The organism is Shinella sedimenti, from assembly GCF_022601905.1.
GTDB lineage: Bacteria > Pseudomonadota > Alphaproteobacteria > Rhizobiales > Rhizobiaceae > Shinella > Shinella sedimenti.
In genome coordinates this window covers 439,520-459,901 of record NZ_JAKVIN010000001.1, presented here as the reverse complement: position 1 = coordinate 459,901, position 20,382 = coordinate 439,520, and the positions used below count along the sequence as shown (strand labels likewise).

At 63.3% G+C, this 20,382-nt stretch carries 21 protein-coding genes and 1 tRNA gene; 8 read left to right on the top strand and 14 right to left on the bottom strand.

Going from position 1 to position 20,382, the window contains the following annotated elements; all coding sequences use genetic code 11:
* Positions 1 to 5: 5 nt before the first annotated feature.
* A complete protein-coding gene (locus MKI86_RS02355; protein ID WP_241597806.1) occupies positions 6 to 482 on the bottom strand; it encodes an outer membrane protein assembly factor BamE in 477 nt (158 codons plus the stop codon).
* 152 nt (positions 483 to 634) lie between these two features.
* Here MKI86_RS02355 and MKI86_RS02350 point away from each other — a divergent pair, with 152 nt between their 5' ends.
* The 6 genes from MKI86_RS02350 to MKI86_RS02325 all read left to right on the top strand — a co-directional run bounded on the left by MKI86_RS02350 (position 635) and on the right by MKI86_RS02325 (position 5,003).
* Positions 635 to 1,189, top strand: a complete 555-nt coding sequence (locus MKI86_RS02350) for a ubiquinol-cytochrome C chaperone family protein (protein ID WP_241597802.1) — start codon at positions 635 to 637, stop codon at positions 1,187 to 1,189.
* Between the two features lie 16 nt (positions 1,190 to 1,205).
* Entirely contained in the window at positions 1,206 to 1,760 is a 555-nt protein-coding gene (locus MKI86_RS02345; protein ID WP_241596583.1) for a YceD family protein, read from the top strand.
* A gap of 115 nt (positions 1,761 to 1,875) precedes the next feature.
* Positions 1,876 to 2,937: a phosphate acyltransferase PlsX gene (gene plsX / locus MKI86_RS02340; protein ID WP_241596581.1), complete on the top strand. Its 1,062-nt coding sequence runs from the start codon at positions 1,876 to 1,878 to the stop codon at positions 2,935 to 2,937.
* Positions 2,934 to 3,905 carry a beta-ketoacyl-ACP synthase III gene (locus MKI86_RS02335; protein ID WP_241596579.1) on the top strand — a complete coding sequence of 324 codons (972 nt, stop codon included), beginning with the start codon at positions 2,934 to 2,936 and terminating at the stop codon, positions 3,903 to 3,905. Before plsX ends, MKI86_RS02335 begins: the two co-directional genes overlap by 4 nt.
* 98 nt (positions 3,906 to 4,003) lie before the next feature.
* Complete coding sequence (locus MKI86_RS02330) at positions 4,004 to 4,342, top strand: integration host factor subunit alpha (RefSeq protein WP_064329714.1); 339 nt, start codon at positions 4,004 to 4,006, stop codon at positions 4,340 to 4,342.
* Between the two features lie 130 nt (positions 4,343 to 4,472).
* Positions 4,473 to 5,003 (top strand): MerR family transcriptional regulator, encoded by a 531-nt coding sequence (locus MKI86_RS02325; protein ID WP_134649898.1) that lies wholly within the window; start codon positions 4,473 to 4,475, stop codon positions 5,001 to 5,003.
* Between the two features lie 70 nt (positions 5,004 to 5,073).
* Here the strand turns inward: MKI86_RS02325 and MKI86_RS02320 are convergent, their stop codons facing one another.
* The 8 genes from MKI86_RS02320 to MKI86_RS02285 form a co-directional block, all read right to left on the bottom strand.
* Positions 5,074 to 5,301, bottom strand: a complete 228-nt coding sequence (locus MKI86_RS02320) for a dehydrogenase (protein ID WP_241596577.1) — start codon at positions 5,299 to 5,301, stop codon at positions 5,074 to 5,076.
* Between the two features lie 399 nt (positions 5,302 to 5,700).
* On the bottom strand, positions 5,701 to 5,952 hold the full coding sequence (locus MKI86_RS02315; protein ID WP_241596575.1) for a GlsB/YeaQ/YmgE family stress response membrane protein: 252 nt from the start codon (positions 5,950 to 5,952) through the stop codon (positions 5,701 to 5,703).
* A 107-nt stretch (positions 5,953 to 6,059) separates the two neighbouring features.
* Positions 6,060 to 6,136, bottom strand: a tRNA-Pro gene (locus MKI86_RS02310).
* Between the two features lie 139 nt (positions 6,137 to 6,275).
* Positions 6,276 to 7,430, bottom strand: a complete 1,155-nt coding sequence (locus MKI86_RS02305) for a glycosyltransferase family 4 protein (RefSeq protein ID WP_241596572.1) — start codon at positions 7,428 to 7,430, stop codon at positions 6,276 to 6,278.
* Positions 7,430 to 8,674, bottom strand: a complete 1,245-nt coding sequence (locus MKI86_RS02300) for an O-antigen ligase family protein (protein ID WP_241596570.1) — start codon at positions 8,672 to 8,674, stop codon at positions 7,430 to 7,432. The genes MKI86_RS02305 and MKI86_RS02300 overlap by 1 nt, the downstream gene beginning before the upstream one ends.
* The gene (locus MKI86_RS02295) at positions 8,671 to 10,227 is read right to left on the bottom strand and encodes an undecaprenyl-phosphate glucose phosphotransferase (RefSeq protein WP_241596567.1); all 1,557 of its coding nucleotides are present in this window, start codon (positions 10,225 to 10,227) and stop codon (positions 8,671 to 8,673) included. Before MKI86_RS02295 ends, MKI86_RS02300 begins: the two co-directional genes overlap by 4 nt.
* Positions 10,228 to 10,282: 55 nt before the next feature.
* The gene (locus MKI86_RS02290) at positions 10,283 to 11,470 is read right to left on the bottom strand and encodes a glycosyltransferase family 4 protein (RefSeq protein ID WP_241596564.1); all 1,188 of its coding nucleotides are present in this window, start codon (positions 11,468 to 11,470) and stop codon (positions 10,283 to 10,285) included.
* 5 nt (positions 11,471 to 11,475) lie between these two features.
* Positions 11,476 to 12,051: a polysaccharide biosynthesis/export family protein gene (locus MKI86_RS02285; protein WP_134650928.1), complete on the bottom strand. Its 576-nt coding sequence runs from the start codon at positions 12,049 to 12,051 to the stop codon at positions 11,476 to 11,478.
* 195 nt (positions 12,052 to 12,246) lie between these two features.
* Between MKI86_RS02285 and MKI86_RS02280 the strand changes: the two genes are divergently transcribed.
* Positions 12,247 to 14,502 (top strand): GumC family protein, encoded by a 2,256-nt coding sequence (locus tag MKI86_RS02280; protein ID WP_241596561.1) that lies wholly within the window; start codon positions 12,247 to 12,249, stop codon positions 14,500 to 14,502.
* Between the two features lie 4 nt (positions 14,503 to 14,506).
* Here the strand turns inward: MKI86_RS02280 and MKI86_RS02275 are convergent, their stop codons facing one another.
* Positions 14,507 to 15,748 (bottom strand): GNAT family N-acetyltransferase, encoded by a 1,242-nt coding sequence (locus MKI86_RS02275; RefSeq protein ID WP_241596558.1) that lies wholly within the window; start codon positions 15,746 to 15,748, stop codon positions 14,507 to 14,509.
* Between the two features lie 185 nt (positions 15,749 to 15,933).
* A complete protein-coding gene (locus MKI86_RS02270) occupies positions 15,934 to 16,152 on the bottom strand; it encodes a DUF2842 domain-containing protein (RefSeq protein WP_241596555.1) in 219 nt (72 codons plus the stop codon).
* Positions 16,153 to 16,348: 196 nt separating this feature from the next.
* Here MKI86_RS02270 and MKI86_RS02265 point away from each other — a divergent pair, with 196 nt between their 5' ends.
* Positions 16,349 to 17,440 (top strand): COX15/CtaA family protein, encoded by a 1,092-nt coding sequence (locus MKI86_RS02265; protein ID WP_241596554.1) that lies wholly within the window; start codon positions 16,349 to 16,351, stop codon positions 17,438 to 17,440.
* Between the two features lie 5 nt (positions 17,441 to 17,445).
* Here MKI86_RS02265 and MKI86_RS02260 read toward each other — a convergent pair whose 3' ends face one another.
* From MKI86_RS02260 to speB, 3 genes are all read right to left on the bottom strand, one after another.
* Positions 17,446 to 18,288 (bottom strand): aminoglycoside phosphotransferase family protein, encoded by an 843-nt coding sequence (locus tag MKI86_RS02260; protein ID WP_241596550.1) that lies wholly within the window; start codon positions 18,286 to 18,288, stop codon positions 17,446 to 17,448.
* Positions 18,285 to 19,217, bottom strand: a complete 933-nt coding sequence (gene argC, locus MKI86_RS02255; protein ID WP_241596547.1) for an N-acetyl-gamma-glutamyl-phosphate reductase — start codon at positions 19,215 to 19,217, stop codon at positions 18,285 to 18,287. Before argC ends, MKI86_RS02260 begins: the two co-directional genes overlap by 4 nt.
* A gap of 125 nt (positions 19,218 to 19,342) precedes the next feature.
* Positions 19,343 to 20,299, bottom strand: a complete 957-nt coding sequence (speB, locus tag MKI86_RS02250) for an agmatinase (RefSeq protein WP_241596544.1) — start codon at positions 20,297 to 20,299, stop codon at positions 19,343 to 19,345.
* Between the last annotated feature and the right edge of the window lie 83 nt (positions 20,300 to 20,382).

The following is a 20,382-nucleotide window of genomic DNA, read 5'->3' as shown; positions in this document are numbered from 1 at the left end:
TGGGCTTAGTTGTTGCCGCCCAGCATGTTCTTCATCATCGCACCGGGGTTTGCACCGCCGCGCAGCAGCTGGCCGAGGAACGTCGTCTCGGCGCCGCCCGTCGGCGTGACGCGCGCGATCATGTCGAAGACCTTGCCGTCCTGCAGCGTGTAGTGGGCGAGACGCTCGACATTGCCGTCCTTGTTGAAATAGACGGCCAGAACGCTCTGCTCCACGATCTTCGGCTTCATGAAAGCCATCGGGCGCGTGCGCTTCTGCGAAATGTAGTAGAAGACTTCATTGTCGAAGGTTGCCGTCGAGGAGGGCGAGCCGAGCGAAAGCAGGACCTGTTCGCGCGAGGAGCCGACCGGAGCAAGTGCAAGCGTTTCCTGGTCCACGACGTAGCCCTGGTGCATTACCTCGCCCATGCCCATGCCCTGGCAGCCTGCCAGAACAGATGCGGAGAGGGTGGCGGCAATGGCGGCACTACGCAACAGCTTCATATTCACAGCATCTCTCTTAACACTATCCCCGGGACGATGATGGCCGCGCAGCCATTGCAATTCATGCATGCTTCGGTAAACCAGCTTCGACCGTCATGCAACATGACTTGCGACGGCACCATGGTTTGAATCAGGCAAAACTAGGCTTTATGATGATTTTTGGCCTGTTCGGCAAAAAAAACGGCAACCGGCGCATTGTCGAGAAGCAATATGCGACGCTTACAACGGCCGCGCGCCATCCCTATCTCTATGAAGCGCTTGATGTTCCCGACACCGTGATGGGCCGCTTCGAGATGCTCTCGGCGATATTGATCCTGTACTTCCGCCGCACCCGCGCAAGCGCTACATCGGGTCAGGAAATCGCCCAGGAGATCGTCGATGCCTTCTTCGAGGACGTCGATCATTCGATTCGCGAGCTCGGTGTGGGCGATGCGGGCGTGCCGAAGCGCATGAAGAAATTCGCCGGCATGTTCTATGGCCGGCTGGAATCCTATGCGGCGGCGTTCGATGCCGCCGACCGTGACGCGCTGGCAGCGGCGCTGCGACGTAATATCTATCCGGAAGGCGGCGAGGGCGCCCCTTCCATGAACGGCCTTGCCGCTTATCTCTTCGACGCAGAAACGGCCATGGCCGCCGTCGGCGAGGATGCGATTGCGGTCGGCGCGCTCACGGTTCTGGAACCGCGCGCGCCCGCACAGGCCGGCTGAGGCGAAAGGCAGGACGATGAAACACAGTGACGAAACGCCGTTTTCCTACCCGGTCAAGGTGGGAAACATTTCTGCCAACCCGGTCGCGGTGACGATTTCGGCCGATGCGGAGGAACTGGCGGGCCTTGCACGGCTCTGGTCCGTGCTGGAGGTGAAGACGCTGACGGCGGCCTTCGAGGTCAAGCGCTGGAAACGCGACGGCATTCGCGTCAAGGGCCGCGTAACGGCCGATATCGTGCAGGCCTGCGTGGTGTCGCTCGATCCGGTCGAAGCCCATATCGACGAGCCCGTCGAAGTGGTCTTCGTGCCCGAGGGCTCCAAGCTCGCGCGTATGCCGGTCGCCGTCGAGGGTGGCGAAATGGTGCTTGATCCCGAAGGGCCGGACGCGCCGGAAATCTTCACCGGCGACACGATCGATGCCGGCATGGTTGCCGCCGAGCACGTCGCGCTTGCCATCGATCCCTATCCGCGCAAGCCCGATATCGCCTTTGCAGGCCATATCGAGAGCACCGACAAGGACGACCGGAAACCGTCGCCTTTTGCTGTTCTCAAGGACTGGAAAAAAGACTGAACGCCCCAGGGGCGTCCGATAATTCAGTTGTGCCCCCGGCGAAAAGCGGTATTTTGGCCGAATTCCGCTGGGGCGGCTCTTCTGCCGTTGGAAACAAAACTAAGGCAATACACGCGTGGTCAGAATTTCCGTCGATGTCATGGGTGGCGATTTCGGCCCGTCCGTGGCCATCCCTGGTGCAGCCAAGGCTCTCGAGCGCCATCCCGAAACCCGCTTCGTGCTTTTTGGCAACGCTGCTGAATGCGAGCCTCTTCTGGCGCAACACCCGAAGCTGAAGGCGGCGAGCACGTTCCATCACTGCGAGGTTGCGGTTGCGATGGATGAGAAGCCGAGCCAGGCGCTGCGCCGCGGGCGAGGCAAGGCTTCCATGTGGCAGGCGATCGATGCTGTGGCCAAAGGCGAGGCCGACGTTGCCGTTTCCGCCGGCAACACCGGCGCGCTGATGGCGATGTCGAAGTTCTGCCTGCGCATGATGGCCAATATCGAGCGCCCCGCCATCGCCGGCATCTGGCCGACGCTCAAGGGCGAGAGCATCGTGCTTGACATCGGCGCCACGATCGGCGCGGACGCCAACCAGCTCTTCGACTTTGCGCTGATGGGCGGTGCCATGGCGCGTGCGCTCTTCGAGATCGACAAGCCGTCGCTGGGGCTGCTCAATGTCGGTGTCGAGGAAATCAAGGGCCAGGAGGAGGTGAAGGCCGCCGGCCAGCTCATCCGCGAGGCCAATTTCGACACGATCGACTATTATGGCTTCGTGGAAGGCGACGATATCGGTCGCGGCACGGTGGATGTGGTGGTGACGGAAGGTTTTGCCGGCAATATTGCGCTGAAGGCGGCGGAAGGTACCGCACGCCAGATCGCGGAATATCTGCGCGCGGCCATGTCGCGCACCTGGCTCGCCAAGCTCGGCTACATTCTCGCCAAGAGCGCGTTTGACAGCGTGCGCGAGAAGATGGACCCCCGCAAGGTCAATGGCGGCGTGTTCCTCGGCCTGAACGGCATCGTCATCAAGAGCCATGGCGGCACGGATGCCGAGGGTTTCGCGGCCGCGGTGGATGTCGGATACGACATGGTCCGCAACGGCCTGAAAGACAAGATCGAAAAAGATTTGCAGAAATATCATGCCGGCCGCCCCGTCGAGGGCGCTCAGAGCGTGAGCGATGAGGTATCGAAATGATCCGTTCAGTTGTCCGTGGTCTCGGAACGGCGCTTCCCAAACGGGTTGTCACCAATGCCGAGCTGGAAAAGACGGTCGACACGTCCGACGAGTGGATCGTGCAGCGCACGGGCATCCGCCAGCGCTACATTGCGGGTGAGGGCGAAACGACCGCCTCGCTCGGCGAAGCGGCGGGGCGCGCAGCGCTCGAAAAGGCCGGCCTCACCGCCGCCGATATCGACGTGATCATCGTGGCGACCTCCACGCCCGACAACACCTTTCCGGCGACGGCGGTCAACATTCAGAACCGCCTCGGCATGCACCACGGCTTCGCCTTCGACGTGCAGGCAGTCTGTTCCGGCTTCGTCTATGCCGTGACCACGGCCGATGCCTATATCCGCGGCGGCCTCGCCAAGCGTGTTCTCGTCATCGGTGCAGAGACCTTCTCGCGCATCCTCGACTGGACCGATCGCACGACCTGCGTGCTGTTCGGCGATGGCGCAGGCGCCATCGTGCTCGAAGCGCAGGAAGGTGCGGGCAACACCTCAGACCGCGGCGTGCTGACCGCGCAGTTGCGCTCCGACGGCGCGCATCGCGAAAAGCTCTATGTCGACGGCGGTCCCTCCACGACGGGCACGGTAGGCCACCTGCGCATGGAAGGCCGCGAGGTCTTCAAGCATGCCGTAGGCATGATTACCGACGTGATCGTCTCGGCCTTCGACGCAACCGGCTTCACGGCCGATGACGTCGACTGGCTGGTTCCGCATCAGGCCAACAAGCGCATCATCGACGGTTCGGCCAGGAAACTCGGCATTCCCGAGGAAAAGGTCGTGATCACCGTCGATCTGCACGGCAATACGTCGGCGGCGTCCATCCCGCTGGCGCTGGCCGCTGCCGCGGAGGACGGACGCATCAAGCAGGGCGACCTGGTTCTCCTGGAAGCGATGGGCGGCGGTTTCACCTGGGGAGCGGTGCTGCTACGTTGGTAGGATGGCCCCCGCCGCAGGTGCGGCTTGACCCGGGCGTGCAAGGACAATAGTCTTCCGCGACTAACCATACGCTTTCAATAGGAAATCGGTGAGGAACGATGAGCGGCAAGACGGTGACACGCGCAGATTTGGCCGAATCGGTTTTCCGGAAAGTCGGCCTTTCGAGGACTGAATCCGCAGAGCTCGTCGAAACCGTGATCGATGAGATCTGCAACGCAATCGTGCGGGGCGAAAGCGTCAAGCTTTCCTCCTTTGCCACCTTTCAGGTGCGCGACAAGAACGAGCGCATTGGCCGCAATCCCAAGACCGGCGAGGAAGTGCCGATCTCGCCGCGCCGCGTCATGACCTTCAAGGCCTCCAACGTGCTCAAGCAGCGTGTCCTGAAAGCCCATCTCGCGCGCAAGGCGAAACAGAAGCCGGCTTCGCCCGCGTCCTGAACGCTTTTCGGGGTGATAGACCCGCCGCCGGCAATTTGAAACTTGAATATCTCCGGGCAACTCGCTGAAATGAATACGATTCGGCTGCATATCGTGTATGCTGCCGCCGTAACCTTTCATCGAGGCTAGTATGGACAAGAGTCCGGACGCTTTCCGCACCATCAGCGAGGTCGCCGACGATCTCGATCTGCCGCAGCATGTCCTGCGCTTCTGGGAGACGCGGTTCACGCAGATCAAGCCGATGAAGCGCGGCGGCGGGCGACGTTATTACCGCCCCGAGGATGTCGACCTGCTCAAGGGCATCCGCCACCTGCTCTACGATCACGGCTATACGATCAAGGGCGTGCAAAAGCTTCTGAAGCTCAACGGCAACAAGTTCGTCGCGGCCATTGCCAGCGGGGACCTCGCGACCGTGGAGGCGCTGGCTGCGGCCAGCCACGAGGAGCCGTCGCCACCAAAGGCCGGGAGCGACGAGGATCAGATCGTCGGCCGCGCCAAGGCGCCGTCCAGCCGCCGGTTTTTCTCCTTTGTCGGCGGCGGGGACGAAACGCCGGAAATCTCGCTCGGCAAGACCAGCGTCGGCAAGGAAGATCGCGCCTTGTTGCAGGAGGCGCTCTACGATCTCCTGGAATGCAAGCGCCTGCTGGATCAGGTGCGATAGGGCACCCGCAGGCGGCCCGTCATCGCGGCCGCTGATCTTTCCGGTTACGCGGCCCGCAAGCCGCGTTTTCCTACGTCTGGTCCCGTCGAACCGACGGCTCCCAGCCGCGCGTGAAGCCGCGCCCCATTGCGGCACGCATCAGGTCGAACTGGCGTTGCAGATGGGCGCAGTCGGCAAGCAGGGTCTCTATGGTCGCACGCACATCACCGCCATGCCAGGCGAGGGCGGCATCCACGGGGTCGTCATCTGCCGCATCAAGAGTCGCCGCGTCGGTTACAGGCTCGTAAAGCGGCTGCATTTGATTCTCCTGACAATGAATTAGAGCGCCCAGGGGTTTGAAAGAACGCCTTAGCGAGAGATGTTCCTATTATGTTCCTGACGCTCTGTGAGTCAAGGGCAGGGCGGAGGATGAATGCATATTGGGGAAAAAGCCCCGCACGAAGGCGGGGCAAGCAGGCGTCACGCTTGGCTCGCAGTGACGCGGGGAGTGCCCGCAAAGATCGGAGCGGGCAGAACGCTTCTACGACTTTCGTCTTATGTCGCGAAAGGTCGAAAGAGCCGAATCCGGTACGCCTGGCCAAAGAAAAGCCGCGCAGGCGTCACGAAAAGACTCTTAACGCCTTCCATCTGGCCTTTCTCGCACGAAAAAGCCGCCTCTCCCGAGGAGAGACGGCTTTGAAAATATCCTGTTTCCGCTTTATCGCCGGATGGCTCTCGCCAATGCGATGAGAATGCAGGCGCCGATGAAACCTGCGATAAGATAACCGATCCAGCCGCCGAGCGACACACCGATCAGCCCGAGCAGAAGGTTTGCCACGGCCGCGCCGACGATGCCGAGGAGAACGTTCATCAGAACGCCCATGTCGCTCTTCATGAAACGCTCCGCGAGCCAGCCCGCAATACCGCCGATGATGATGGCCGCAATCCAACCGATACCTGCTTCTTCCATTCCGCTACCCTCTCGCTGCCGATGAAACCGGCAAAAAGAGCCGGCGGCATGAGAACGCGCGTGAACAACGAAAGTTCCGCAGGAAAGCGAGGAGGGAGAAAGGAAATTGGTCGGAATGGCGGGATTCGAACCCACGACCCCTTGACCCCCAGTCAAGTGCGCTACCGGGCTGCGCTACATTCCGGACCGAGCAAACCCCTATAGTCTCGATCTTTTGGATGCAAGCCCAAAAATCGGCGTTGCAAACAAAAGTGGTGAGTTGTCGGAAAACGATGCGGCCGCCGCGCTCTTATCGGCATGATATGCGCCGTGCACCACACTTCTCATGCGACGAGGCTGCGATAGATCGCCTCGGTTTCGTCGATCATGCGTTCCAATGCGTAGTCGCCGCTGCGGGCCACGGCGGCGGCGGTGTAGCGCGCAAGGCGGTCGGGGCTGCCAAGATGCAGCATTGCACCGGCCAGCCGTTCCGGGTTGTCGGTGTTCTCGATCAGCAGGCCGTTGTGTTTGTCTTTCAAGACCATAGAGGCGCCGCCGACATCGGTGAGGACAAGCGGCTTGCCGGCGGCGGCGGCCTCCAGCATCACATAGGACATGGCCTCGTAGCGGCTCGGCATGACGAGAACGTCGATCGCCGCCATCGCCTCGGCTCCGGCAAAGCGCGTCGTGAGATGCATGCGCCCGGCGTGGCTGCTGGCCTGGATCCGGCTGCGCGTCGCCTCCTGCGCCTCGCCGGTGCCGATCATCAGGAGATGGGCGCGCGACAGGTGCCCGGCGAGCAGATCGAAGGCCGCGACAAGCCGTTCGGGCGCCTTCTGATGGCAGAGCCGACCGACGAAGCCGTAGAGCAGCGCATCCGCGGGTATGCCGAGTTCTTTGCGAACCCTCGCACGGGTATCGTCCGGCGGCGTTTCGACGCCGTTGACGACGATGGTCAGCTTTTCACGCGGCATGCCAAGGCTGCGCGCATGCGCATATTCGTCCTTGGACACGCATATCAACCTATCTGTCAGCATGTGTGCGAGCATCGTTTCGATCACGCCGTAGATCCGCCGGCCGGACTTGCCCAGCCCCGGATCCATCGTGCGGAACGCGTGCGGCGTGTAGACCCGCGGCACATGGGGTCCCGGCAGGCGCAGGCGTGCGAGCGCGCCCGCCTTGGAGCTGTGGCCGTGGATGATGTCGAAGGGGCCAGCATGGCGCATGACGCCATTCAGCTGACGCCAGGCGCCGAAATCGGCCGGACCCGGCGACCGGTTCATCGGCACGACATGGGTGCCGGCGAGATCGAGTGCGATGAGTTCGGCGACGAACCGTTCCTCCGCCCTGACCGGGGAGTAGATGGCATGCACGCTGTGACCGCGCGCCTGCATGCCCCGGCACAGGTCGATGAAATGCCGGCCGGAGCCGCCACCGCTCGGTTCAAGCACCTGCAGGAGGCGCAGGGATCGTTGGCTGCGGGCCGCGGTGGCGTTCATCAGGCGACGGCGCCTCTGACGGTGCGCAGGTTGTGGCGCCGCTCGAGCGCGAAGCAGCCCCAGAGGATGCCGAGCAGCAGGTAGAAGTGTCTCCAATGATCGGTATCGATGACGAATCCGATCACGCTATGGCCGACGATGGTGATGAGGGCGATCATCAGATAGGGCTGCCACGGCCGGTTGCGCAGCAGATATTTGAAACCGGCGCTGAGTGTCCAGGCGATGAGGGAGACGTAGCAGAGGAAGCCGAGCCAGCCGTAGCTGGTCAGCGATTTCAGCCAGATATTGTGCTCATCTTCCGGAAAGATCTTGCTGAACACCATGGGGCCGATGCCGAGCGGATTTTCCATGGACATGAGGAAGCCGATGCGGTGGCGGTCGAAGCGGCCGAGATGCCCGCCGTCATAATCCTGCACGAGCTGGGTGCGGTTGGAGAAGAGGTCCGCGACCTTGTCGAACTGCAGCGCGACGAGCAGCGCGACCACCATGAGGCCGGCCGCCGAGATGCTGAGGATGAGAATCTTCAGCCGGAAGGCGCCGGTTCGCTCCTTCAGCAGCATGATGAAGACCAGCGCCACCACCGAGAACAGGTAGAGCGCCCAGGCCGCGCGCGAGAACGACAGGAAGACGCCGAGCGCCAGAATCAGCACGCCAACGATCTTCAGCGGTGCACCGAGAATGCGGCCGGAGAGCAAGCCGTGCATGAGATAGAGCGATGGCGCAACGAGATAGGGTCCGAAGACGTTCGGGTCCTGGAAGGCACCCTTGGCGCGGTCGTAGAGCGTGAAGGCTTCCGCGCCGGGAAAGGCGTGGAAATAGCCAAGAATGCCGAGGATGGACGTGATGAGCGCGCCGGCAACCCAGGCACGGAAGATGAGCTCGAGCCGCGAATGGCGGGCCTCGACGATGGCCGCGAAGAAGACGCTGGAAAGCGCGAGAAACAGCGAGACGGCGACATACATCGGCCCGCCGGCCAGATCGTCCATCACGGTCAGCGAAAGCATGCCGCCGACATTGAAGGTCACGAGCAGAACGAGCAGGGGCGCCACGCCGCGCGAGATGCGCAGTCCGACGATGGCCCAGAGGCCGATGAGCCCCGCCATGAACAGCTCATAGGGGGCCGGCTCGCTCATGACGAAGCCGGACAGGAAGACACCGACCGCGACCAGCATCGAGCCGAACACGCCGATGGCCGCAAGCTGCGGCCGGAAGGGCGGGGCATAGGGGAGGGCCGCGTCGCTCAATAGGCGTTTTCCGTGTTGAGCAGCCGGAAGGGCGTTAGGAACAGGATCTTGAGATCCAGCCACAGCGACCAGTTCTCGATGTAGTGGAGATCGAATTCCGTGCGGAAGCGGATCTTGTCGTCATGGTCGATCTCGCCGCGCCAGCCGTTGATCTGCGCCCAGCCGGTGACGCCGGGCTTGACGCGGTGGCGGGCGAAGTAGCCGTCGACCACGTCGACATATTTGCGGTCGTGGGACTGCGCCTGCACGGCGTGCGGGCGCGGGCCGACCAGCGAAAGCTCGCCCTTCAGCACGTTGAACAGCTGCGGCAGTTCGTCGATCGAGGACTTGCGCAGAAAACGGCCGATCGGGGTGACGCGCGGATCGCCTTTCGTGACGGCGGCGCGGGCCGAGGGATCGGAGAGATGCGTGTACATCGAGCGGAACTTGTAGACGTCGATGATCTCGTTGTTGAAGCCGTGGCGCTTCTGCTTGAAGATGATCGGCCCCGGTGAGGAGAGCTTCACGGCAATGGCCGCGCCCAGCATGACCGGCCAGAGCAGGACGAGCGCTAGGACGCTGAAGAACAGGTCGAAGATGCGCTTGGCGACGTTGTCCCAATCGGCGATGGGCTTGTCGAAGATGTCGAGCATCGGCATGCTGCCGACCTGCGAGTAGCTGCGCGGGCGGAAGCGCAGGCCCTTGGCATGCGCGGCAAGGCGAATGTCGACCGGCAGCACCCAGAGCTTCTTGAGCAGCGTCAGGATGCGCGCTTCCGCCGAAAGCGGCAGCGAGATGATCAGCATGTCGATGCGCGCGAGACGGGCGAATTCCACGAGTTCCGCGACATTTCCGAGCTTGGGATAGCCGGCGATGACCGAAGGCGAACGGCGCTCGTCTCGGTCGTCGAAGATGCCACAGATACGGATGTCGTTTTCCGGCTGCAGTTCCAGCGTGCGGATCAGCTCCTTTGCGGGTTCACCGCCGCCGACGATGACGGCGCGCCGCTCCATGGTGCCGTTGCGCGCCCAGCGGCGGATCGCATAGGCGATGATGTGACGCTCGACGATGAGATAGACGGCGCCCACGGCGAACCAGGACACGAACCAGATTCGCGAGTAATGCTGCCCGGATTTGAAGAAGAACACCATCAGCGCCATGATGGCGAAGGCGGCGGCCCATGCGGCCAGGATGCGCGGAATCATGCGCAGCGGCGATCTGAGCGACGGAACCTGATACGTATCGGCCAGCTGAAGCGTAAGCACGCCAACGGCCGCGCCGCCGAACAGCACCAGCGCGTAGAATCCCGTCAGTCCGATGCCGACATAGAAGGCGTGGATGGCGTAGCCGATGACCAGCAGCATGACGAATTCGCAAAGCCGGAGCAGGCCCGTGATCATGGAGGGGGAGAAGGTATCGACACGGAACTGCTGGGCGATCTTGCGCGCGAGCGGATTGAGCTCGACCGTTTCCTCGTCGCCCGACTGCGGCTCCTGCGAAAGGGTGCGGATTTCCGACACCTTGCGGCGCAGGGCATCCGGATCGAAGGAGTCGGGCGGCTGGATCTGGTTCATGGCTGTACCTCAGCAGGCTTTCAGCCTCAGATAGCATGAAGCCCCTAAGAAACGTTTACGGTTGACCGGCGCGGGGCTCGCCGATCGGACGCATTCTGGCACTCTGAGTGCGGAGAATGTCCCGGTAAAGCGCAAGCAGGGCATCCGACATGGTTCTGGCGGAAAAGGTCCTCCTGAACGCGACGGGCTCCGGCATCGCCTTGCGGAGCCAGAGTGGATCGTTCATCGCCTTGGTCATCACCGTGGCGAGCGAGGCCGCATCGCCCGGTTCCGCCAGCACGGGGCTGTCGCGGCCCAGCACTTCTGGAATGCCGCCGACGCGGCTGGCGATGACGGGCCGCCCGGCAGCGATCGCTTCCAGGACGATATAGGGGAGCGCTTCGGCACGGGAGGGTACGACCACGGTGCGGGCGAGCGCGAAGGCCTCCTGCGCCTTCATGGCCGGTAGCAGACCGATGCGGCGCCCCAGCCCGCTCTCCACGATGCGCCGCTCGTATTTCGCCCTGTCCGGCCCGTCGCCGATGATCAGAGCAGAAAGCGGCCGACCGACCCATCGCTCGGTCTGGGCGAAGGCGTCGATGAAAACATCCGGCCCCTTAAGATCGCGCAACATGCCGATATAGAGGAAATCGACGGCATCCTCGCGGGGATAGACGATGTCGAAGTCCCGGTCGTGAATACCATTGTAGATGCGTTCGGCGCGCACGCGCGGCTTGCCGACACGGGCGATATAGGCGTCGCGCTCGTAGTCGCAGACGAAGGTGAGAGCATCACCGCGCCGCTCCAGTAGCCGTTCGGCTGTGAGGATTGCCAGTCCCGCCACCGTGCGGCTGGTATAGTGCAGGCTGCCGCCATGCGGCGAATAGAGGCGGGCTACGCGATACCTGTTGACCCGCAGGGCTGAGCCGATGAGCCGGGCAATGGCGCCACCCTTGGCGCCGTGCCCGTGCAGGACATCCGGCTGCAAACCTTTTATTTCATGATAGCTTTTCCGAAATGCGCCGATGTCGCGAAGGTCGACGGACCGGCTGATGGGCATGCGCACGAGGCCGAGCGAAAGATAGGGGCGGATTTCGTCGAAAAGCGCATCCTCGAACGAACCACCCGTGAGGCTGTCGCAGATAATGCCGACGTCATGCCCGGCCTTCGTGTGAAATTCGGCAAGGTCACGCACATGACGGAAGATTCCACCGATGGGGGAACGGAAGCAGTGAATGATGCGCAGAGGCCCATCGTCCGCCATGATGCTCAGAACAGCCGTTCACGAACATAGATCGTGTCGCCGGCCAGGATAGGATCGGAGATGGAGACACGGCCCGTGACGATCTTGCCGTTGATCTTGCGCGTTACGTCCACGTCGCGCTGGTTGGCGCGCGGCGAAAACCCGCCGGCGACCGCGATGGCGTTCTGAATGGTCATGCCTGCGACATAGCTGTACTGCCCTGCCTGACCGACTTCGCCCATGATATAGATCGACCGGTAGCGATCGACCTCGATGGAGACATCAGGATCGCGCAGGTAGCCTTGGCGCAGCTTCGCGGCGATAATGCTTTCCAGTTCCTGGATGGTCTGGCCGCGTGCCGGCACCGCGCCGATGAGCGGGAAGGCGAGATAGCCGGCCTGGTCGATCGTATAGGTGTTGGACAGGCCCGCCTGTTCGAAGACGGTCACGCGCAGGCGATCACCGCTGTCGAGGCGGTAGGGCTGGATCGTTGCCTCGTGGAAGGCCTTCGGGGCAGGGCGATATCCGCTGCAACCGGCAACGGCCGGCACGATAAGCGCCAGCGCAAGCAGCAAGCCCTTGTTGATCGTTGCGAACGTCATTCGCTCAGTCCCGCAAATCAGAGTGTGGCCTCCGTTATCCATCCGTTAGGGTTAACGGCCGGTAAATATGCGGGCGATATCGTGCACTAAATCGCGCAAAAGTATATGTTGTCGTTTGTGCAACTCAGGATGGTTAACGCTTGGGTTACCATATTTGTTTACCGTGCGCGGAAATCGTCGGTTTGGAGTAGGGATATGTCGGGCGTTCACGGAAGCCAGCAGGATGTCGATATCGACCTTGGCGGCCTTTTCGGCGCGATCTGGCGGCACCGCATGCGCGTGCTGCTGGCGACGGTTGCTTGCGCCGGCGTGGCCTTCGCCGCCGCAAACCTCATCACACCGACCTATAAGAGTGAATCGCGCCTTCTCATCGAGACTCGCGAGCCGGCCTTCACGACGGGCCAGGACCGTTCGCAGGGCAGGGAGCAACCGGCCTTCGATGAACTCGGCATCGCCAGCCAGGTGCAGATGCTCAAATCCGCCGACCTCATCAAGCAGGTCGCGCGCAACATGAAGCTCTACGAACTGGAGGAATTCGATCCGACCTCCAAGCCCTCGGCCGTTTCCGATCTGCTCGTGTTGCTCGGCCTGAAAAAGAACCCGCTCGATATGCCGCCGGAAGAGCGTGTGCTGAAGGAATTCAACGAAAAGCTCGTCGTCTATCAGGTGGAGAAGTCGCGCGTCATCGGCATCGAGTTCTCATCGCGCGATCCGCGTCTTGCGGCTGCCATTCCCAACGAGATGGCGAAGGTTTACCTGTCGCTGCAAAGCGGCGCCAAGCTCGATACGAATTCCGAGGCCTCACGCTGGCTGGAGCCCGAAATCGTCAACCTGCGTGAAAAGGTGCGCGAGGCCGAGCAGAAGGTCGCCGAGTATCGCTCGCAATCCGATCTGCTGCCGACCGGCGAGAATTCGACCTTTGCAGTGCGCCAACTCAACGACATCTCGACCGAGCTTGCCCGCGTGCGCGGCGAACGTGCGACCGCCGAGGCGCGGTCCGAAAGCGTGCGCTCGGTGCTGCAGAATGGCGGAGCGCCGGATACGTTGACCGAAGTCGTCGGCTCTCAGATGATCCAGCGTCTCAAGGAGAGCGAGGCGCAGATCCAGGGGCAGATTTCCGATCTGTCGACGTCGTTGCTGGAAGGGCATCCAAGGCTGAAGGGCCTGCGCTCGCAGCTCGTCGGTATTCGCGCGCAGATCAAATCGGAAACCCAGAAGATCCTGTCGAGCCTCGAAAACGAGGCGAAGACGGCGCGTCTGCGCGAGACGCAGCTCGTCCAGCAACTCAATACGGTGAAGGCGGATACGGCGCGCGCCGGCGAGGACGAAGTCGGCCTCAAGGCGCTGGAGCGCGAGGCAGCAGCCCAGCGTGAACTGCTCGAAACCTATCTTGCGCGATATCGCGAGGCGACCTCGCGCACAGGCGATGGCGCCACACCTGCCGATGCCCGTGTGATCTCCGCTGCCGTCGAGCCGACGGAAGTTGCCTTCCCCAAGGTCGTTCCGATCACCATTGTCGGCGGCGTTGCCGGCTTCGCACTCAGCGCGATCGCCATCCTGCTCGCCGAACTCTTCAGCGGCCGCGCGCTGAAGCCGGTGGTCGGTACGGTGGCAACACCCGTACGCCGCCGCGAAGAGGAGGAGGACGACGACGCCGAGACCGCTGTCATGCTCGAGCGGCCGCCGTTCGCCCGCAGGGAACAGGCCGTCCGCGTCGACCACGCCGCCGTGCGGGACGTGAATGTGCCCGCCCGGTCGCTGCTCGCCGACATCCGTCCCGTCGAGGAGGACGAGGAAGACCTGGAGCCGACGCTTGCGTCCGCGGCCGCCGAAACCTCTGCCGGTGAAGAGGATGAAGGCGATTTCTCGGTCAATGCCGTCGCCCGGCACATGATCGAGAACAACATTTCCGTGGCCATTTCCGTTTCGCCGTCGGGTGATCGCGGCTCGACCGCTGCCGTCATGCTGGCGCGCCGTATCGCGCAGGAGCACCGCCGCACGCTCATCATCGACCTGACCGGCTCGGCCTGCCCGACGCGCCTGATGGCGGAGTCGGTTCATCTTGCGGGGATTACCGACCTGCTGGTCGGCGAAGCCGCCTTCGGTGACATCATCCACGGCGACCGCCTTTCCCCTGCCCATGTCATCCCGCGCGGCAATGCCAATATCCGGCGCGCCATGCGCGGTATCGACCGGCTGGCCATGGTGATCGACGCGCTGTCGGACGCCTATGACACCGTGATCGTGGAATGCGGCCCGGCCGAAGTGGAGGGCGTGCGCCGCCTGACCCGCGACCGGGAGACGGATGTCATTCTCTCGCTGCCTGGTGCGGACGAGGACGAGGTCGTCAAACTCATCGGCGCCTTCGACGAGGCCGGGTACAGCGACATCCTGCTGATGACCGGCGAGACTGGGGAACCGCCCCACAATCCGGGCCGTCGCGTAGCCTGACGGTTCAGTCCGCGTCGTTACCGGCGCGGGCGGCCTGCCGCCCAGAGCGCCGGCGCTGAAGAAAAGCATAGATCTGCGGATTGCGCTTGATAAAGCGCTTGGCGCCTGCCTTAACGCGGTGAAGCGCTGCCGCAAGGCTGCCGGCCGGCGTGGTCGCCCACAACAGATCGTATTGCGGAGTCTCGATCGTGCACCAGGAACGCTTGTAGAGCTGGTCGCCGATGCCGAAATCGAAGAGCGCCACGCCTTCTTCGCAAAGCTTGCGGATGGCGAGATGAAACAGGAACTCGCCGGGGCTGGCACCTGCCGCAACGCTTTCATCGAGCGAGCCGAACTGGCAGATCACATGATCGCCCTTACGCGAAAGCCCGGCAATGGCCGCGATATGGCCCGCATGCGCGCCGGTGAGACGCAGCGCATGAAGCTGAAGCGGGTATTCGCTGTCCGATACGGATGTCGTCACGAGTGCGCGGAAGAAATCGCGGGTCCGCTCGTCGCGAAAGACATCGGGCAGGCCGAGTGCCTGGAAACGAACCGATTTTTGCCGGAAGAAGGTTTCGAGAAGGACAAGCGCCTCGTTTCCGGCGGGCGCGATGACGTGCTCGTAGCCGCCGAGCTCCAGCAGCCGGCGTTCGGCGTTGCGGAACTTCTTGCGCCGGTTTTTGGCATTGATCTGGGCCAGCGTGCGCTCGAAATCGCCGAGCAGCGGCAGCTGGAAGGCGGCGTTCTGGTTCAGGATGGCCGGCAGGTCGCCAAAGGGATTGGCATCGCCGCGCCATTCGAGCGGCACCTTGTCGAGCAGCAGAAGGTCGAAATGGCGGGCGAAGTCGCCGCGCGCCTGGCTCAGTGCCTTGCGCAGCCGGGGCGGCGAGGCGAGCGCCCGGAACGCTCTTGTATAGAGGCCAGTGTTGAGGTTGCTGAAACCCGTGGCGAGCAGGCGGGCGACCCGCACCGGCCCGTGCCGCACAATTTCGAGCGGCAGGATGAGCTGCGTGCGGCCGCCGGACACGCCCTCGACGATCAATAGCTTTGTGTCCTGCGTGCGTGCCCAGGCGCGGCACCAGTCATAGCTCTGGTGAAGGGAGAGGTTATCGGAAGCCTCCATCGCCCGCCAGCGGGCCTCAAGCGGCTCGATCGTCTCGTGCAGGCGGATGGAGAGGGGGCCGAAGGCGAGCGCACCATCACCTGCCGCTGCCGCATCGGCTGGCGCCGGCTCTGACGGCATGGCCTGGAAATGGAGTTGCATCGCGCCCAACCTCTGTGTCCCTTTCGCGCGCGGCACGCAGCCGCTGCCCGACCATAGCGGCCGAGACTGCGCAAATGGTTTAAGCACGGGCGGGGCCGGCGGCAGGGCAGAAGGAATCGGCCGGTGGGGTTAGCAAATGGATAACGCGGCGCGGGTTTGGGACGCTGCGGCAGCGCGCAGGCCTGCTATTCGCTACGCGGCTTGCCGGGCTTTTCCATCCACTTGATGATCAGCATGGCCGGCAGAATCCACAGAAGCCCCGTGAGCGTGAAATAGAGAAGGTGGATATACCACGGCGATTCCCCCAGCGTCGCGACGGCAACCGTCGTTGCGACCAGCGCGTAGACGAGCACGAGGATGATGATCAGGATCGTGCCGATCAGTTTTCTCAGGCGAGCGGGCATTTCGGACCTTCGTTGGGCGGGGCTGCAGGGCGCGACGGCATGCCGCAAAGCTTCGGGCCTTGTTTTGCACGGCCCGGTCGGGCAAATCAACGTCGGAGCAGTTCGCGACGACGGGTGCAGGCCATTTTGTGCCCGCGACTGCATGGAAAAGCCTGAGGGCGGGCGGATTGCCGCTCCGGGCAAAGGAGCCGATGAAATGAGCGCCACCAACGTAACAGCATATCGCAGCGTCGACGACGCGGGCCGCATCGAGCGCAATCGCCGGCAGGTGCGCATCTGGCTGGGTTTCGTTCTGTTCGTGCTGTTCGTGCTGGTTCTCGTGGGCGGCGCAACGCGCCTGACCGGCTCCGGCCTCTCCATCACGGAGTGGAAGCCCATCCACGGTGTCATCCCGCCGATCGGCGCGCAGGAGTGGCAGGAGGAGTTCGAGCTCTACAAGCGCATTCCGCAATATGAGCAGGTCAACAAGGGCATGACCGTCGACGAGTTCAAGACGATCTTCTGGTGGGAATGGGCACACCGGCTGATCGCGCGCTCCATCGGCTTCGTCTTCGCGGTTCCGCTCGTCTTCTTCTGGCTGACCGGGCGCATCGAGCGCAAGATGCGCTGGCCGCTCGTCGGGCTTCTTGCGCTTGGCGGCTTCCAGGGTTTCATCGGCTGGTGGATGGTGTCGTCCGGCCTCGCCGAGCGGGTTTCCGTCAGCCAGTACCGGCTTGCCACCCATCTCACCATCGCCTGTCTCATCTTTGCCGGGACCGTGTGGCTGATGCGCGCGCTTGCGCCGCACAGCGACGATGAGGCCCCGACGCCGGGTTCGCGCCGCATGGCCGGCATCATCGCCTGCATGGCGATCTTCCAGATCTATCTCGGTGCGCTCGTTGCCGGCCTGCATGCCGGCTTTACCTATAATACATGGCCGCTGATGGACGGCGCCGTCGTGCCTGGTGGCCTCTTCCTGCAGCAGCCCTGGTGGATCAATCTCTTCGAGAACCCGAAGACCGTGCAGTTCGTGCACCGCATCGGCGCCTACGTACTTTTCGCGCTTGCGCTTGTGCACCTGATCTCCTCGCTTCGTGCCGCACCCGAGACCACCCATGCGCGCCGCGCACTGGTGCTCTTCGGCCTCGTCTGTCTTCAGGCGACAATCGGCATCCTGACGCTGATCTGGCAGGTGCCGCTCGGCTGGGCGCTGGCGCACCAGGGCGGCGCGCTGGTCGTGCTGGGCTTCGCCATCGCCCACTGGCGCGGCTTCTATGGGGAATACGAAAGAGACGACGTGCGGGCCTGATCCGGTCAGGCCTGCCTGAGAACGTTGCGGATCGCAGCGGCAACGGCAAGTTCGTTGTCGCGATCCTCCGCGTTGCCATCCTCGTCATGCCACGCGGCCGACAGGCAGCCATACGCGAAGGCGTAGCGCAGGATGGTGCGGACATCGCGCGCGAGCGTCTTTGCGAAGACCTCCGTCATGTCGGCGATCCGCTCTTCGTCGCGCGTGAGATCGAAGCGGTCCAGCGGATTGGAGAACATGTTGGCGACGTCGAGCGCGGCATCGCCGATCAGCCCAACGGGATCGATGATGAGCCAGCCGCGCGGTCCGTGCATGATGTTTTCGTGGTGAAGGTCGCCGTGCAGCGGCCTGATGTCCCGTTGATCGGCCAAGAGCGCCTCGGCGATGGTCGCAGCTGCCGCATAGGGGCCGGCACGGCTGTCCCTGCGGTCCCGTTCGGCCTTGGCGAAGAGGCTTGCGAAATAGCGTGAGAGCGGTTGCAGGCTTGCCGGCGGCGGGCTGTCCGACGGACGGTGATAATCAAGAAGAACGTTGGCAGCGATGCGCGTCGCGTCACGGTCGCCGTGCGATAAGAGGTGATCCCGAAGCGTCGTCTTGCCGGCATGCTCCATCAGCAGCATCGTGCCGGAGCGGGCGAGAAGCTTCACGCAGCCAACGCCATCCCGCCATGTCAGGAAATCTGCGCCGCGCAGGCTGTCTTCCAGCGCCTTCGGCTTCAGATGCTTGACGACGGCGTTTTCGCCGCCGGCAAGTGTCACGTCGTAAACCCTGCCGACAATCGTGTCTGCCAGGAGTGCGGCGCTTTCAATCTGCCATTCGCCGGGGAAGGGCAGCTGTTCTATCGTCATGCGCCCAGCATCAGGTCCATGTTCTGCACAGCTGCACCCGAGGCGCCCTTGCCGAGATTGTCGAGCAGGGCGACGAGGTTGACATGCGGCGCGCCTGCGGTGCCGAAGACATAGAGCTTCATGCGGTCGGTATCGGCCAGCTCCACGGCGTTGACGCGGGCAAGATTGGCGCTTTCCTTGAGATCGACCACCTCGACGATATCCTGGCCGGCATAGTGATCTGCCAGCGCTTCATGGATCGAGCCAAGCGACGCGTTGTCCTTGAGGTCGGCGAGGTGGAGCGGCACTTGCACGATCATGCCCTGCGCGAACTTGCCGACAGAGGGCGCAAACAGCGGCGAGCGGCCGAGCAGGCCGTGCACCTGCATTTCCGGCACATGCTTGTGCTTCAGCGTAAGACCGTAGAGGAAATGCGGCGAGGCGATGTGCTCGGCATGGCCTTCGTCTTCCATCTGCGCGATCATCTGCTTGCCGCCGCCGGTATAGCCCGAGACGGCATTGACCGTGATGGGATAATCCTCCGGCAGAATGCCGGCGAGGCGCAGCGGCCGGATGAGACCGATGGCGCCGGTCGGGTAGCAGCCGGGATTGGCGACGTAGCGTGCGCCCGCGATCTTCTTCGGCTGGTTGCGATCCATTTCGGCAAAACCGTAGGCCCAATCAGGGTTGACGCGATGGGCGGTCGAGGTGTCGATGATCCGCACGGAATTGTTGCCCGAGACCATGGCCACGGCCTCCTTGGCCGCATCATCGGGCAGGCAGAGGATAGCGATATCGGCGCTGTTTAGCAGGTCTTCGCGCAGCTGCGCGTTGCGGCGCTCGGCTTCCGGGATGGACAGAAGCTCGACATCGGCGCGGCCGGCCATGCGGGTGCGGATCTGCAGACCCGTCGTGCCGTGTTCGCCATCGATGAAGATCTTCGGTTTCATCTGCTGTCCCATCCTGTCAGTGTCTCGGGCAAATCCGGTCGCAGTGTTGTGCCGCTGCGTCCGGACGTGCGGAAAAGAGAAGTCGCCGCCGATATAGCGGCTCGTTCTGTCGCATTCAATGGTGCTCAGCCGCGACGTTCGGCCAGCGCCTCGGCGTGAAGGCCGAGCATGTACATGGCGATGGTGGAGCCGGCGATGGCGGTGATATCGGCATGGTCATAGGCGGGCGCCACCTCTACGACATCGGAGCCGACGATATTGAGCGCGCCGAGCTTGCGCAGCACCGACAGGATACGCGCGCTGGACGGCCCGCCCGAGACCGGCGTGCCTGTGCCCGGCGCATAGGCTGGGTCGAGGCAGTCGATGTCGAAGGTCAGATAGGTCGCGCGGTCGCCGACATGATGGATGATCGCATCGGCGATTTCGGCAGCACTCATCTCCTCCACGTCGTAGCCATAGAGGATGCGGATGCCGCAATCTTCGGGCGCATGGGTGCGGATGCCGATCTGGATCGACGTCTCGGCATCGATCAACCCCTCGCGGACGGCGGTGCCGACGAAAGAGCCATGGTCGATGCGGCCCTTCTCGTCGGCCCAGGTATCCTGATGCGCATCGAACTGGACGAGGGCGAGGGGCCCGTGTTTTTCGGCATGGGCGCGCAGCAGCGGCAGCGTGATGAAGTGATCGCCGCCCAGCGTCAGCATATAGGCGCCGGATTTCAGGATCTTCTTTGCCTCGCGCTCGATGGTACCGGGCGTCTTCTGGTGGTTGCCGTAGTCGAGCAGGCAATCGCCGTAGTCGATGACGGCCATGTCCTCGAACAGGTCGCGCTCGAAGGGATATTGCGGATCGTTGTCCATGATCGCCGACGCGCGGCGGATCGCCTGCGGCCCGAAACGCGTGCCGGGGCGGTTGGAGGTCGCGGCATCGAAGGGAATGCCCCAGACGACAGCATCGACATCCTTCAGCACCTTGGTATAGCGCCGGCGCATGAAGGACAGGATGCCCGCATGGGTCGGGTCCGACGCTGCGCTCTTCAGCGACTTGGCGGTGATGGCGTGGTCGATCGTCTTGTTGGCCATAAAGTCCCCCCTCGGTCATTTCCGGTAGAAATGCGTGAAACAAGTGCGGCGGGACGTTCGCCAATCGCGGGGCTTTAGGCAAG

Coding starts and splice junctions, on each gene's coding strand:
- MKI86_RS02330 (WP_064329714.1), top strand. CDS start 4,004: ATGAGCGGCAAGACGGTGACACGCGCAGATTTGGCCGAATCGGTTTTC.
- MKI86_RS02325 (WP_134649898.1), top strand. CDS start 4,473: ATGGACAAGAGTCCGGACGCTTTCCGCACCATCAGCGAGGTCGCCGAC.
- MKI86_RS02305 (WP_241596572.1), bottom strand. CDS start 7,430: ATGAACGCCACCGCGGCCCGCAGCCAACGATCCCTGCGCCTCCTGCAG.
- MKI86_RS02295 (WP_241596567.1), bottom strand. CDS start 10,227: ATGAACCAGATCCAGCCGCCCGACTCCTTCGATCCGGATGCCCTGCGC.
- MKI86_RS02350 (WP_241597802.1), top strand. CDS start 635: ATGATTTTTGGCCTGTTCGGCAAAAAAAACGGCAACCGGCGCATTGTC.
- MKI86_RS02335 (WP_241596579.1), top strand. CDS start 2,934: ATGATCCGTTCAGTTGTCCGTGGTCTCGGAACGGCGCTTCCCAAACGG.
- MKI86_RS02345 (WP_241596583.1), top strand. CDS start 1,206: ATGAAACACAGTGACGAAACGCCGTTTTCCTACCCGGTCAAGGTGGGA.
- MKI86_RS02280 (WP_241596561.1), top strand. CDS start 12,247: ATGTCGGGCGTTCACGGAAGCCAGCAGGATGTCGATATCGACCTTGGC.
- MKI86_RS02315 (WP_241596575.1), bottom strand. CDS start 5,952: ATGGAAGAAGCAGGTATCGGTTGGATTGCGGCCATCATCATCGGCGGT.
- MKI86_RS02260 (WP_241596550.1), bottom strand. CDS start 18,288: ATGACGATAGAACAGCTGCCCTTCCCCGGCGAATGGCAGATTGAAAGC.
- MKI86_RS02285 (WP_134650928.1), bottom strand. CDS start 12,051: ATGACGTTCGCAACGATCAACAAGGGCTTGCTGCTTGCGCTGGCGCTT.
- argC (WP_241596547.1), bottom strand. CDS start 19,217: ATGAAACCGAAGATCTTCATCGATGGCGAACACGGCACGACGGGTCTG.
- MKI86_RS02320 (WP_241596577.1), bottom strand. CDS start 5,301: ATGCAGCCGCTTTACGAGCCTGTAACCGACGCGGCGACTCTTGATGCG.
- MKI86_RS02275 (WP_241596558.1), bottom strand. CDS start 15,748: ATGCAACTCCATTTCCAGGCCATGCCGTCAGAGCCGGCGCCAGCCGAT.
- MKI86_RS02355 (WP_241597806.1), bottom strand. CDS start 482: ATGAAGCTGTTGCGTAGTGCCGCCATTGCCGCCACCCTCTCCGCATCT.
- speB (WP_241596544.1), bottom strand. CDS start 20,299: ATGGCCAACAAGACGATCGACCACGCCATCACCGCCAAGTCGCTGAAG.
- MKI86_RS02265 (WP_241596554.1), top strand. CDS start 16,349: ATGAGCGCCACCAACGTAACAGCATATCGCAGCGTCGACGACGCGGGC.
- MKI86_RS02290 (WP_241596564.1), bottom strand. CDS start 11,470: ATGGCGGACGATGGGCCTCTGCGCATCATTCACTGCTTCCGTTCCCCC.
- MKI86_RS02270 (WP_241596555.1), bottom strand. CDS start 16,152: ATGCCCGCTCGCCTGAGAAAACTGATCGGCACGATCCTGATCATCATC.